The sequence below is a fragment of the Paenibacillus pectinilyticus genome, from assembly GCF_001700435.1.
In the GTDB taxonomy this organism is placed as follows: Bacteria; Bacillota; Bacilli; order Paenibacillales; family NBRC-103111; genus Paenibacillus_E; species Paenibacillus_E pectinilyticus.
In genome coordinates this window covers 45,075-59,817 of sequence record NZ_LYPC01000011.1, presented here as the reverse complement: position 1 = coordinate 59,817, position 14,743 = coordinate 45,075, and the positions used below count along the sequence as shown (strand labels likewise).

The following is a 14,743-nucleotide window of genomic DNA, read 5'->3' as shown; positions in this document are numbered from 1 at the left end:
AAAGAACCTTGCGGATTTTCTGGTTATTTAATACTATTTATATGTCGAATCATAGATTATAATGTATTAAATTAGTTCAACAAACCTATTCATTTAGAAAGAAGGGTAACGATGATACTGCGTTCAACTGGTTCACTATTTTTGAAGAAGATGCTATCTATTTTTCTTTTACTCTCCCTGCTGCTGTCCATAACAATTCCGCGTGCCTTCGCTGCGACGACGGTTAACGTTGTGGATATCGCAAATAATGCGATGGATTTTCACGGCGGTACAGTAACGTCGGGAACGGCAGGCAGCCTAAATGCTGTGTATAAATATCTAAACGTGATCACCAAAGATGGCGTGCAGGTAGATGCTACTGTGACCATTACCGATAATAATGGTGTTACACTTGAAAAATTAGATGATGATACGACTTTTAGTACGCGATTAAATCCCGTTGTTACAACAACAAATGGAACGGGATCGATGACACTAAAGGTAGATTTCATTAACCACAATACAGGATTGGCTGTATCACTTAAGAACTTTTTTGTAACGGTTATTGACATCGACGGCAGCAGTACGACCCAGAAGGAGTTTGTTGAATTATCCGGATTCGCCAGCTACACCGTTAATAATCCAACACAGCTAACCATTGGAGCTGGCTCGAATGGACGGACGAAGTTTTTAGGTAGAAGTTCTTCGCTTAGTGGAATTACTTTTGAAGATACAGCGTCATTCATTTCGAACTATACGGCACCCATCAGTTCTATAAGTTTAGCTGTAGGAAACGCAGGGACATTGTCTAGCAGACAGTTCTCGATCAACTTTGGTGCCTTGGGAGCGTCTGACCATTTCACAACTCCACAGACCATCGTAAATGCAAGTGCTCCAACACTTAGTGTCGCCATTGATGACGGTGGCGACGGTCAGCTAACAGCTGGAAACGACAACATTGGCAGTGTGAACGTATCTGGAACGACGAATGCAGGTACGGGCCAGTCGGTTATCCTTGAAGCAACTGACTCCAAAGGTTATAAACAGAGCTATGCAGCGGCCGTTGCCAACAATGGAACATATTCGTTGAATTTAGATCTGTCTACGTTCGCCTATGGTACGATAACAGTTACAGCGAATACCGTTAATGCGCAAGGCAACCCAGCGTCAACGGCAACGGATACGACGATTAAGGTTAATCAACCGCCAACGGTTACAGGTGATACGAAAACAACGAATGAGGATACGCCAGTGAGTGGTACAGTAACTGGCCAAGATGACAATGGAGACGCCCTAACCTACTCAGTCGTGTCTCAGCCCGCACACGGCTCGGTTACACTAAACAGTGGTGGGACATATACGTACACACCAAGTGCCAACTACAACGGAACAGACAGCTTCACCGTTAAAGTCAACGATGGAACAGTAGATTCTGCTTCAGCGACTGTAAACTTAACGATTAATGCTGTCAACGATGCACCAATAGCGAACGGGTCGAGTAAGACAACCCCAGAAAATACACCATTGAACGCTTCTGTGAGCGGGAGTGATGTGGAAGGAAGCCCGTTAACTTATATCATCGTGACGAATCCTGCTCATGGTAACGTGACTTTGAATACCGATGGTACATACACATATACACCAGTTCACAACTACAACGGAACAGACAGCTTTACGTTCAAGGCGAACGATGGCAGTGCAGATTCTGCTCCAGCTACGGTAAATATTACGATTACGTTGGTAAACGAAACGCCGATTGTCGCCGATAGTAGCAAAAGCACATTGGAGGATACTCCAGTAAGTGGTACTGTAACAGCAAGTGATGGAGATGGGGATAGCCTTTCTTATATCGTAGTTACACAACCTGCACACGGCACAGTAACATTAAATCAAGATGGCACGTATACCTACACACCGAGTGCTAACTATAATGGAGCAGATAGCTTTACATTCAAAGTAAATGACGGAACGGTTAATTCAGCAACCGCTACGGTTAGTCTGACGATTACAGCGGTCAATGATGTACCTACAGCGAACGGGTCTACAAAGACAACACCTGAAGATATAGCGGTGGACGGAACTGTTAGTGGAAGCGATGTTGAAGAGAATCCGCTCACGTATACGATAGTGACAAACCCTTCGCACGGCAGCGTAACGCTGAATAGTGACGGTACTTACACGTACACGCCAAACGCGAACTATAACGGAACGGATAGCTTTACCTTCAAGGCGAACGATGGCAGTGCGGATTCCGAAGCAGCAACTGTAACTATCACGGTAACGCCAGTGAACGATGTGCCGACAGTTGCTAACAGCAGCAAATCAACACAGGAAGACACACCTGTGAATGGTACGGTCACTGCTAGCGACAATGATGAAGATCATCTTACCTATACCATTGTTACACAACCTGCGCACGGCACGGTGACCTTGAATCAAGATGGCACTTACACCTACGCACCGAGTGCTAATTACAACGGAGCAGATAGTTTCACATACAAAGTCAACGACGGGACTGTAGACTCATCGATAGCTACAGTTAGCCTGACGATTACAGCAGTAAACGATGTGCCTTTAGCTAATGACAGTACAAAGACAACACCTGAAGATGCAGCGGTGGACGGAACTGTTAGTGGAAGCGATGTTGAAGAGAGTCCGCTCACGTATACGATAGTGACAAACCCTGCGCACGGCAGTGTAACGCTGAATAGTGACGGTACTTACACGTACACGCCAAACGCTAACTATAACGGAACGGATAGCTTTACCTTCAAGGCGAACGATGGCAGTGCAGATTCCGAAGCAGCAACCGTAACTATCACGGTTACGCCAGTGAACGATGTGCCGACAGTTGCTAACAGCAGCAAATCAACACAGGAAGACACACCTGTGAATGGTACGGTCACTGCTAGCGACAATGATGAAGATCATCTTACCTATACCATTGTTACACAACCTGCGCACGGCACGGTGACCTTGAATCAAGATGGCACTTACACTTACACACCGAGTGCTAATTACAACGGAGCAGATAGTTTCACATACAAGGTCAACGACGGGACTGTAGACTCATCGATAGCTACAGTTAGCCTGACGATTACAGCAGTAAACGATGTGCCTTTAGCTAATGACAGTACAAAGACAACACCTGAAGATACAGCGGTGGACGGGACTGTTAGTGGAAGCGATGTTGAAGAGAGTCCGCTCACGTATACGGTGGTGACAAACCCTGCGCACGGCAGCGTAACGCTGAATAGTGATGGTACTTACACGTACACGCCAAACGTGAACTATAATGGAACGGATAGCTTCACTTTCAAAGCGAATGATGGCAGTGCGGATTCCGAAGCAGCAACTGTAACCATCACGGTTACGCCTGTGAATGATGCGCCAACGGCTACAGATGATAACGTTTCACTTGAAGCCAACGAAATAGCCAATGGTAGCTTGATTGGCCACGATGTAGAAGGGGATACGCTTACTTTTGCACTTGTTAGCGGACCTAGTCATGGTTCAGTTACTGTAAATACCAATGGAACCTACGAATATAAACCAACGGCCGATTTCGGTGGACTAGACAGCTTCACTTTTAAAGTGAATGATGGCACGTTAGATTCGAATACTGCTACCATTCGCCTTACCGTGAATCTCTTAGAAGGTTGGGTAGGCAGCCGGAGTGCAAGCATTACGACGCCAGAATGGGTTGTAGCACCTGACAAACCGTTAAAGCTTTCAGCTTATACTTCTATTCAAGCAGAGGCTGTCAAAGCTGTTTTCGATTTCGACGGATCCGATGAAGGATCAGCTAACGATGAGGTTGATCTCACTTTGGTTAATGCAGAGAGCTACTCGGTAGATGGATTTAAAAAATGGGAGAATGTCACATACCGGCTTCCCAAGGACATTGCCGAAGGTCATCATGAGGTGAACTTTGTAGCCTCGAATGTGGGCGGGAATTTGCCGTCAGAGGCTTTGGACAAAAAAATGAATAATAAATTCATAGTTGTTAAATATGTGGGCATAGCAGGTACAATTCTTGACCGTGATTCGAGTCAGCCTATCCAAGGCGCTAAGGTCACATTATACGACCCCACCGGCACGCAAATTGTTAGTGGACCTGTTGATACCGATGCTAGCGGAAGATATAGCTTTCCTCATGTTCGTACAGAGCAATACTTGATTGATGTGAAAAAAGACTCGTACGCAGGTCGTACGCGCGCTGTGGACGCACTTCCGAGTGAAGCTGAGAATACGGTGATAGAGCAAGATTTTAAACTAGTCAAATATATACTGAAGTTAAATGCGAATCCCAGCTCCATTGTAGGGGATGGCAATACGACTTCCACCTTGTCAGCTGTCTTAACAGACATGGAAGGTAAGCCTCTTGCAGGAGTTCCAATTACTTTCTCCGCATTAGTGGGAGCATTTGTAGGGTCTCCCGTTGCAGAGACAGATACTTATGGTAAAGCAAGTGTGCTCTATCGCTCAGCCAAAATTGAAGGGATCCTGTCACAGCAAATTCCTGTAACCGCTACTGCAGTGGACGCAGGTAGAGATATTTATGCACAAGAGCAAATTATCGTTACGTTTGAGCCAGCATCTGTATCCGGTGTAGTTGCGACGACGACGGACGGAGTACGCGCAGTATTGTCAGGAGTTCGCGTGAAAGTAACGAAGGATTTTGATAATGACGGTATAATTGATTTTGCCGCGGAGGCCATAACCGATGCAAATGGGAAATACAGCCTTGCTGTCCCTCGCGGGGATGTACAATATGATGTTGAAGTGATTAAAACCGTTCAAGTTGGCGATGTGAAGAAAGATGTTGTCTTTAAGCAGACAGCTGAAGTGGGAACTGTAACCGGGACTGGTGGAGAAGTATTTGATTCTACGAAGACGGCGACAGGCATTCTCGTTACACAACTACCAGGTGGTCAGAAGAAGTTGATGGACGAGAATGATGCGAACGATCAGCAATTCGCGGCACAGGTCCGCATTAAGCTGAAGGATCCAACCACGGGGAACTTCGTGACAATCGGTGGTCAGAGTTCATTCACACTTAGTGCGGACGGTGTATTCAATATTCCAGGTCTAACCTTGAATCAAGAATACGAGTTGGCCATCGTTTACAGTATTCCTGATGAGGAAAATCACGGTGCCAGCAAGGAAATCATCGTAAATTCGCTGGATAACGAAGGTACGCTTCCAAGAATTAAGGTTTCTTCAAATGGTGAAATGAACATTTTGGACGAACTGATAGATCCATATGGCGATATTACAAATATCAATACGCACACGGCTATTGATGGGGCGATTGTAAAGCTCTACTACGCAAATACGCCGAGAAACATTACGAATGGTGTTACTCCGGGGACTGAAGTTGTCTTACCATTAATTCCTGGTTTTGCGCCAAATAACAATGCCAATCCGCAAACGAGCCGTGATGGCGGCAAATACGCGTACATGGTCTATCCTACGACGGACTATTATCTTGTAGCCAACGCAGCTGGTTATGAGACGTATACGAGCCCGACCATTCCGGTGGAGTTTACGATTGTGCGTCATGATATTAACATGCGTCCGGTAGCTGGTAGTGTAATCATTCCTATAACAGTAGACAAGAAACCGGACCTGAGTGTGAATGCAAAGGTTGATCGTAGCAGACAAGAAGAGAATAGTGCGGGAACGATCCAAGTATCTTATTCGAACAAAGGAGCTGCAACTACTACGGGGGCCACAGTAACTTTAACCCTACCTGAAGGCACGGTAGTAACAGACGCTGATGGTGGTAAAGTTGAAGGCACAACCGTCACGTGGCAGGTAGGAGACTTAAAAGCGGGCGACGGTGGCGAACACAACGTGAAAGTGCGCTATCCTTCGATTGACAAGCCTGAAGTGTTAACTACTATTTCGGTTGTTGGTAAAGCGGGAGCAGGGGTAGTGCTTGATCCTGCAGTGGCTCAATCATCGCTGAAAGTATTGTTGTTCTCCAATCGATTTGATCAGTTAACACACACGCGTTACATTTTAGGGTATCCCGATAAGCTTTTCCATCCGAACAATAATCTCACACGTGCGGAGCTAGCGGCGATTGTTGCTCGTCTCCTCAATGGGGGAAATACAGCATTGAAAGCAGAATTCAAGGATGTACCAACGAGCCATTGGGCAAGCGGTTATATCCGAATTGCAACAGACAGTGGCATATTCAATGGCTTTAACGACAGCACATTCCGCCCAGACATCCCAGTAACGCGGGAAGAATTAGCAGTGGTTATGACACGATTCCTGAAGTTGGACGTTGCTCAGCCAATCAAACCTTACTTTAAGGATTCACAAGATCGCTGGTCAACTTCTGCGATAGAGGCATTGTACCGAAACGGGTTAATCGCAGGGTACAAGGATGGTACGTTTAAGCCAGGCAATGCCATTATCCGTTTGGAAGCTGTTACGATGATCAATAGCTTATTATTCAGAGGACCGCTTACGAACGTGAATGCTTCATTCCCTGATGTGGATAAGAATAACTGGGCTTTTGGACAGGTTGAAGAGGCAACCAGAAGTCATAAGGCAACTCGCACGGCAGACGGAGCTGAGAACTACACGCAAGCTTTGGATGATCAAGTGAAATAATAGTTGATAATAATAAAAAGAAGACAGGTTACAGATGAAATTCGTCCGTGACCTGTCTTTTTATTTATCCATGTTCTAGATGGCGATGAGGAGAAACCTCACCTGTAGATGGTGACTCAAAGTCGGATAACGCTCATCAAGGTTTTTTGGGAGACGGAGCAAGCAACGAGAGTTGCTTCGCGAGAAAAAGCGGTGTATACGGCATATCCTGACTAAGCCAGAAGACAATTGTACCAATGAAGGCGGAAGAGCTGTACCAAGTGACAATGTCTTGGGGAATATGCACAGATGTATCACCGGAAGGGGAGGAAGCCCCGCGATGCTCAATTCTGTCGTTGATCAAATCAACCATCAGAACCATGAGCCGTTCCGTAAAGACTGCAATACGCTTAGACGCAAGCACCACTTTATAGAATTTCGCATGCTCGGCAAAATGCTCAAGCAGTTTGACTAGAATGTTCCAATCAAAATCAGGATTGGCATCTTTTTTCAAATCATTTAAGATCGTATGGATGTCATGATCCATGTCGTCCGCCATGCGTTCCAACATATCGGGAATATCGCGATAATGGAGATAGAACGTAACACGATTAATCGTGGCGCGTTCAGCAAGTCGATTGACAGTTATTTTCTCTAGCTCAATCTCTTGCAACAATTCAATGAAAGCATCTCGAATCAATTGGCGTGTGCGAAGGACACGCGGATCCGTACGCGAAGATGATGTAGACATGGTTGCTTATTTCCTTTCTTTATATACGACACTTAGGCAATATTGTGTAGTTTATTCCATATGAAATTAACAAATGAGGACAATATGTAAACTAATATACAAATTGCGAAAAGCTGTTGCTTGTGTAATCGATCTGAGATGATTATAGTATTTTACATGAAGTTAAGTATACAACAAAGTGTTGCTTAGATTGATGAATATTTTGAAAGGAATGTGGACAATGAGTACAAGTGCAGTTTTTGACAGCAGTTCCATTAAAAAAGGTCCTTTGCTGTTTGTAATGATTTTGGGGGCGTTCATCGCCGTATTGAATCAGACGATTATGGGTGTCGCGTTGCCTGAGTTGATGGTAGACTTTAAGATTGCAGCATCTACCGCGCAATGGCTGACGACTGGCTATATGTTAGTGAATGGGGTTTTGATTCCAATCACTGCTTATCTCATGCAGCGGTTTACGACGCGTGAGCTCTTTCTAACTTCCATGATTGTGTTCCTTGCAGGAACCATTGTATCGGCTATGGCAAACGGCTTTGACATTTTGCTAGTTGGTCGATTAATTCAGGCGGCTGGTGCAGGTATTATTATGCCATTGCTCATGAATGTTGTACTCACCGTATTTCCTCCGGATAAGCGTGGAGCTGCGATGGGATTAGTAGGTTTTGCAATCATTTTCGCTCCGGCAATCGGACCGACGCTTGCTGGTTATGTCTTGCAGCATTATACGTGGCAAACGATGTTTTATGGCATGATTCCATTTGCTGTTATTGTTATTGCAGTATCGTATTTCTACTTGAAAAATGTAGCGGAACGCACGTATCCCAAAATTGATGTTTGGGGCGCTGTAGTCTCAACGATCGGCTTTGGTGCTCTTCTGTATGGTTTCAGCAGCGCTGGAAGCAAAGGTTGGTCAAGTGCAGAAGTGATTGTTTCTCTCATTTTGGGTGTTGTTTCGTTAGGTTTGTTCACTTGGCGCCAACTGGTTGCGAAGAGCCCACTTCTGGATCTTCGAGCATTCAAATTCAGCATGTTCTCCCTTACAACCATTATTAATATTGCGGTAACGATGGTGATGTATGCAGACATGATGCTGCTTCCTCTCTATTTGCAAAATGCGCGTGGATACACAGCCATGGAGTCCGGCTTGCTGATGCTCCCTGGTGCGCTCCTAATGGGCTTCATGATGCCGGTCACAGGCAGACTGTTCGACAAATTTGGAGCCAAGTGGTTATCCATTATTGGGATGGCCATTACGATCGTAACAACAATTGGTTTCGTGAATTTGACGGATTCCACAAGTTACACATACTTAGTTCTGATGTCCACGGGACGACGTTTCGGTATGGCGATGTTCTTGATGCCGATCACGACAGCGGGTCTGAACCAATTGCCTGCTAGACTCAATGCACATGGTACAGCCATTTCCAACACGATTAAACAGGTAGCAGGAGCGATTGGTACGTCATTGCTGGTAACCGTTATGACGACAAGTACCAAATCACACATTACTGACATGATCGCGACAGGCGCTAAGCTGACGAAAGAACAAATGCAGACGGAGTCCATGATCCAAGGTATTAATGATGCCTATCTAGTTATCATCGGTATTGGGATTGTAGGTCTGTTGCTTTCCTTCTTCATTAAACGTACGGGGCAAGCTGTGGAAGCACCGGCACCTGCGAATACAAATACGAAGGCAGTTATGGAATCATAAGCATCCATATTACAGCATGAGAAAAGGCCGGGAAACCACTTGGAAAGGTGGCTCCTGGCCTTTTTGAGTTTGGAGGCAGGTGAAGATGAAGTTCCTAACTTAGAATAACCCAAACCTTTTTTTGCAAGTATTCTTGCGCCAGTTCCAATGAGGGGGAGTAGTTGCCTTGTTCAAGGGCGATGATGGTCTGTCTGATCCCTTCTAGGGAGATTGTTAGAGCAATAAAGTGATATAATCACGCTAGACTGATGCACGTAGAAGGGTGATAGCGATGAGTGTAATTCGTTTGGAGAACGTTACGAAGAAATATGAAGAGTCTTTAATCTTTCGCGATATTTATTTTAAGGTAACTCAAGGTGAACGAATTGGACTAATTGGGCGAAATGGTGCAGGGAAGTCGACGGTTTTTAGGCTTATTATGGGGAAAGAGGAGCCGACATCAGGCAAAGTAGACATAGACCCACAGATCCGCATCGGGTACTTCTCGCAATTCTCGGAAATGACCGGAAGCTTGTCTGTGCAACAAGAGCTAGAAATGTGTTTCGAGCAGGTTGCATTGATCGAGCGGGAGTTGAAGGAAGTTGGCGATAAGCTTGGTGTGGTCACCGACGATGGTGAAATGGACAGGTTGTTGACGCGACAGGCGGAGTTATTCGAGCAAATGGACCACCTGGATGGCTGGAACGTGTCCGTTGAGATCAATACCGTACTAACGAAGCTGGGTTTCAATGAAAGGTCGCGCCATCAGCCGATTGATGAGTTGTCTGGTGGTTGGAGAAATCGCGCCGCGCTCGCCAAAATGCTTATTGAACGGCCGGATGTTGTCCTGCTCGACGAACCGACCAATTACTTGGATATCGAGGGGATTACTTGGTTGGAGCAGTGGTTGTACCGCTTCAAAGGTGCGATGATTCTCGTCTCCCATGACCGGCAGTTTATCGATAAGGTGGTTACGCGTACGATCGAGATCGAGAACTATCATTTTCAGGAATACGAAGGCAATTATACCGACTATATTCGTAAAAAGAAGATGCGCAAGAAGGAATTGGATCGCCAATTCGAGTGGGAGGAAGAGCTGCTCCTCATGGAGAATGAGGCCATCGATAGCCGCGCCAGCAAAAAGTCGTCCAAAGACCGCCTATCTCGCCAACTGGCAGATAACAAAAAGCGCATAGAACCGCATCCCGTCAACGTTCTTATCACGGATATATATGAGAAACTACGCTTTCCAGACAAGCTATGCGAGGTTAAAGCAATCGGCCAGACCTATGAGGAGCGGACTATTTTCCAGAACGTGAGCTTCGATATTCAAAAGGAAGACCGCCTCGTCATCGTAGGCCCGAATGGAAGCGGGAAGTCCACGCTCATTAAGGTGCTAACGGGGCAGGAGAAGCCGGAGTCCGGCGAAGTAATCTGGGAGAAAGGCGTCAGCTACGCCTACTTCAATCGGATGTGGGAGGAGCTTAATCCGAAAGATACCGTGAGTCACGCGGTGAATACGTACGGTCTCGGCCTCGATGCGCCGCGGAAGAAAGTGAATAAATTCCTCGCCATGCTGCAATTCTCCGAGATGGATCTTAGCAAGTTCATTGGCAACCTATCCGGCGGGCAAAAAGCCCGTGTCGCGCTAGCGAAATGCCTGCTCTCCGGTGCGGCTGTCATCATTTTAGATGAGCCGACGAACCATCTCGATTTAACGAGCATACAGGTCATGGAGCAGGCGCTGATTCATTTCCCTGGTGCGGTTATTACCGTCAGCCATGATCGGTTTTTCATAGATAAAATCGGCACGAAAATGCTGACGTTTGACCCCGAGGCCGGGGTTAGTGAGCAGAATTTGTAGGGAGTAACAAACAAAGCCGGCACCCCCTCTTTCGAGTGGTTGCCGGCTTTTCACTTATTACACCTTAACGGGCATCAATTGTTCATCGGAGTGATCATTCTTTTTGCGAGTAAGGAAGTATACACAAGTTAGAATCAAGGCAGTAAAGAGATAGATGCTCAAGTAGCCTGCTTGATGCCACATGTTTGCATATTGCCCACTGGATATCACATAGCGGAACCCTCGAATCGCGTACGTCATAGGCAGCCAAGGATTAAGTGCTTTGGCCCAATCAGGCAGCAGTTCTAACGGGAACGTTCCTGCGCTCGACGCTAATTGGAGAATCATGATGAGTAATACGACGAATCTGCCGGGTTGGTCTAACCAAGTGACGAGCATTTGAATGATCAGCATAAAGGTTAAACCAACAATGAAGGTAAAGATGAAGAACAAAGGGATGTTCTGTACTTTTAAGTCTAAAATGAAGACAAGCACGGTGCTTGCGATGAGTGATTGAAATAGACTCATCAGGCTAAAAGTTGAAAGCTTGCTAACCAGCAATCGGAGCCCAGAAGCACCTGGAATCGATGATGTTCTTGCAGCGAAGATGGTCGTGAACACGAGTGCTCCGGCAAACAAGGCCATCGAGATAAAGTAAGGAGCGATACCGTTCGCATACAGCTTAACCTTACGGTCGTCATTGGCTGTAATCTTCACAGGTTCTGCCAGCATTTTGATAGTCGCATCGTCGGCTTTAACGGCGGCCGTTTCTTTAGCTGCATCATTCAGCTTCGTGGCTAGCTGGCCACTGCCATCAACGAGCTTCGGAGCACCAGCGTTAAGCTCGGTGGCACCTGCGCTTAACTGTGCGGCACCGCTGGCCACCTTGTTAATCCCTGCGGCCATTTGCCCTACACCATTAGCCAGATCGCTAGCTCCTGTGCTAACTTGAGCCGCGCCGCTCTGCAGCTTAGTGCCGCCAGCAGACAATGCAGGCAGCTTCGAATTGAATGTGTGCAAGCCATCTGCAAGTTGTTGCTGCCCTGCTTGCAACTGTGTGGCGCCGGTCACTAACTGCTTCTGACCAGCTTGCAGTTGCGTAGCGCCAGTTTCTAGCTTCTGTGTACCTGTAGCTAGTGTCTGACTGCCAGAGAGAAGCTGCTTCTGAGCTTCATTCAACTTCTTGTTTCCTTCTGCAACCTGTTTGCTTGCTGCGAGCAGTTTCGTTACCGTAGCGTCTGATGCAAGTTCCTTATGCGCGGCGACGAAAGCTTCAAGACCCGAAGCTACCTGCTCGGAGCCACTAGCCAAGTCGCTGCTAGCTTTGGATGAAGAAGTTAAACCCTCGACGAGCTGCTTGCTTCCTGCTGATGAGGAGGTAAGCCCGGAAGCCAGCTGATCGGCTCCTGTTTGCGAGGCTTGCAGCCCTTTCACCAAATCGGACGAGCCTGATAATGTTTTCTGTGCTCCTTGTTCCAGCTGTGTGCCAGCGGCCTGTAATTGGCTGGCACCGCTCGCTAGAGACGCTGCTCCTTTGCTGACTTCAAGTGATCCTGCGCTGAGCTGGTTAGCGCCCTTTTGCAATAACCCGACATTATCGTCCAATTGCTTGGAACCGCTAGCTAGTATGACTAGGTTGGACTGGACTTTGCCAATGCCGTCGCTTAACGCTTGTGCACCGGTTTGAATATCGGAAGCCCCTTTACTAGCATCACCTAACCCTTTTGAAATGGTCTCAAATTGGGAGAGAATGCTTGTGGAATAAGCTTCCGTCAGAGTTTTGGATAGTTGGTTCTTCAATTCCTTCGTGGCCGTTTCCCCGAGTTGGCCAGCAACAAAGTTATAGAAGCTGTTTGATTCATAAATAATTTCTGCCTGCTTCGGGGTGGTGCTCGTAATGGAAGCCGCGTCAGCCGAGAAGGTAGCTGGAACCGTGATCGTGGCATAATATTGGTTGTTTGTCATGCCCAATGCCGCATCTTTCGCGCTCACGAAGCCCCACGAAAAGCTGTTGTTTTTATGCAACTCTTCCACGAAGTCGTTGCCGATATTGCGCGGCTTTCCTTCTAATTCAGCACCTTGATCCAGATTGACGACGGCAATCGGAAGCTTTTCGAGCTGGCCATAAGGGTCCCAAGTCCCTTTAATTAAGAATCCGCTATATAGAAGAGGGACAAGCCCAATGGCTAAAAACGTGATTATCATCATGGGGTTCTTGAGAAAACGCCGAAATTCGCCAGCGAATACTTGAAAAATTTTCAATGATGGCACTCCTTTACACGGTAATTTAGTTATTATTTTCCCTCATTCTAAGGAAATAATCCCTTGCATCAATTACTGTATAATACCACCATAAAATGATAAAATATATTTAAGATAAATTTATTATATTAAACTTAAAGTTAAGGATGATCTGGCGATGAACGTCATACAACTTCAATATTTCATTGATTCCGCGGAATCAGGATCGTTTACGGAAACAGCTAGGAAGCATGGGATTACCGTCCCTGCGATTAGTCAATCTATCAGTCAACTGGAAAATGAATTAGAGGCTACTCTTTTTACCCGTTCCAAAAAAGGAATTGTCCCTACACAGGATGGTTTTAAGGCCATGAAATATGCACGAACCATTCTTTCAAATGTTCGAAATATGAGGGAGGAACTCTCCAACTCCAAACAAATCGATACAGGGAATATTGTGATTGCCACCATACCTGGCATGATTTCATTGGTTACGAGTACGACAATTGCCTTCATGAGCATCTATCCACATGTCAACGTCCAGCTTTTCGAAGGCGATAATACGGCGGTTATGAATCAGGTGATGAAAGGGGAGGCGAATATGGGATTCGTTTCCTTTGCGAGGGATCATCTGGATGAAGCCTATACGTGGGAGCCTGTTATTCGCGGGGAAGCCGTTATTGTTGTTAATAAGCACTCACCCTTGCGATTCCTAGATGAAATAACAGGACCGGAGTTAACTAATGAGGTGTTTGTTATTTATAAAGATGCCTATATTGAACGTATCGCGGGTGAACTCATCGCTGGAGACACGGGCAACCGCATTGCGCTAACAACCAATAATCTCGAAGCGATCATGCAAATGGTAACCCGCGGAAACGCCATCACGATTGGGACGGATTATATTGTGAATGCGCTGCCTGAACCGCTGAGAAGCGAGCTTGTTTCGGTGCCGATCGGTAAGTACCGTCATTCCCCGAATTACTTGTGGCGTGTAACGAAAAAGGATGTGGAAGTATCAGCGATTATTAAAGAATTTACACAGCGCCTATTTGCGGATTTGGAGTGATGTCTTGTATTCTCTTTGAAGAAAAATAAGAACATTTGATCGCTTTTATCATCCGGCATGTTATAATAGAAATAAAGCTTGGAAAGGCGGAGTTCCAGATGAAGATCCAATTAGAAGGCATTACGATGTTATCCAAAGACGTTGCCCGATTAGCCAGTTTCTATCGAGATGTGCTCGGATTTCGAATCGTAGTTGAAGAAGCGGATTATGTTGAGTTTGAAAATAGCGGTGTCCGCCTGGCCATTTGCTCGACGCCTCTCATGGCGGATAACACGGATGGTCATCCCTCGTTTATAGAAGAACGTAAAGGGCAAGCCTTTGAGTTCAATTTTCAATGTGAATCACCGGAAGAAGTCAAAGCACTGTATCAGACGTACATAGCCAAAGGGGCTACGGCGGTTACGGAGCCAAGGCCCAAGTCTTGGGGGCACACGACGTGCTTCTTTGCGGACCCTGATGGGAATATCCATTCCCTTTTTGCTGTGAACTAAGAGCTCGCGGAATAATAAAAAGTAAAAGCGGAAAAACCCCTTTTATATACAAAGGGGTTATTTCTCATAG

The 14,743-nt window shown here is 46.1% G+C and carries 7 protein-coding genes; 5 read left to right on the top strand and 2 right to left on the bottom strand.

The window, feature by feature from the left end; genetic code table 11:
* The first annotated feature begins 150 nt into the window (after positions 1-150).
* Positions 151-6,609 (top strand): Ig-like domain-containing protein, encoded by a 6,459-nt coding sequence (locus A8709_RS04120; protein WP_244163104.1) that lies wholly within the window; start codon positions 151-153, stop codon positions 6,607-6,609.
* 136 nt (positions 6,610-6,745) lie between these two features.
* On the opposite strand, the gene A8709_RS04115 is transcribed toward A8709_RS04120, so the two are convergent.
* Entirely contained in the window at positions 6,746-7,339 is a 594-nt protein-coding gene (locus A8709_RS04115; protein WP_065850925.1) for a TetR/AcrR family transcriptional regulator, read from the bottom strand.
* 220 nt (positions 7,340-7,559) lie between these two features.
* Between A8709_RS04115 and A8709_RS04110 the strand changes: the two genes are divergently transcribed.
* Together A8709_RS04110 and A8709_RS04105 are read left to right on the top strand one after the other, a co-directional pair.
* Entirely contained in the window at positions 7,560-9,050 is a 1,491-nt protein-coding gene (locus A8709_RS04110) for a DHA2 family efflux MFS transporter permease subunit (RefSeq protein WP_065850924.1), read from the top strand.
* Between the two features lie 271 nt (positions 9,051-9,321).
* Positions 9,322-10,893, top strand: a complete 1,572-nt coding sequence (locus A8709_RS04105) for an ABC-F family ATP-binding cassette domain-containing protein (RefSeq protein WP_065850923.1) — start codon at positions 9,322-9,324, stop codon at positions 10,891-10,893.
* 57 nt (positions 10,894-10,950) lie between these two features.
* On the opposite strand, the gene A8709_RS04100 is transcribed toward A8709_RS04105, so the two are convergent.
* Positions 10,951-13,134, bottom strand: coding sequence for a YhgE/Pip family protein (locus tag A8709_RS04100; protein WP_065850922.1), 2,184 nt, complete (start codon positions 13,132-13,134; stop codon positions 10,951-10,953).
* Between the two features lie 157 nt (positions 13,135-13,291).
* On the opposite strand from A8709_RS04100, the gene A8709_RS04095 reads away from it, so the two are divergent.
* Together A8709_RS04095 and A8709_RS04090 are read left to right on the top strand one after the other, a co-directional pair.
* Entirely contained in the window at positions 13,292-14,182 is an 891-nt protein-coding gene (locus A8709_RS04095; protein ID WP_065850921.1) for a LysR family transcriptional regulator, read from the top strand.
* Between the two features lie 98 nt (positions 14,183-14,280).
* The gene (locus tag A8709_RS04090) at positions 14,281-14,673 is read left to right on the top strand and encodes a VOC family protein (RefSeq protein ID WP_065850920.1); all 393 of its coding nucleotides are present in this window, start codon (positions 14,281-14,283) and stop codon (positions 14,671-14,673) included.
* Positions 14,674-14,743 lie beyond the last annotated feature (70 nt).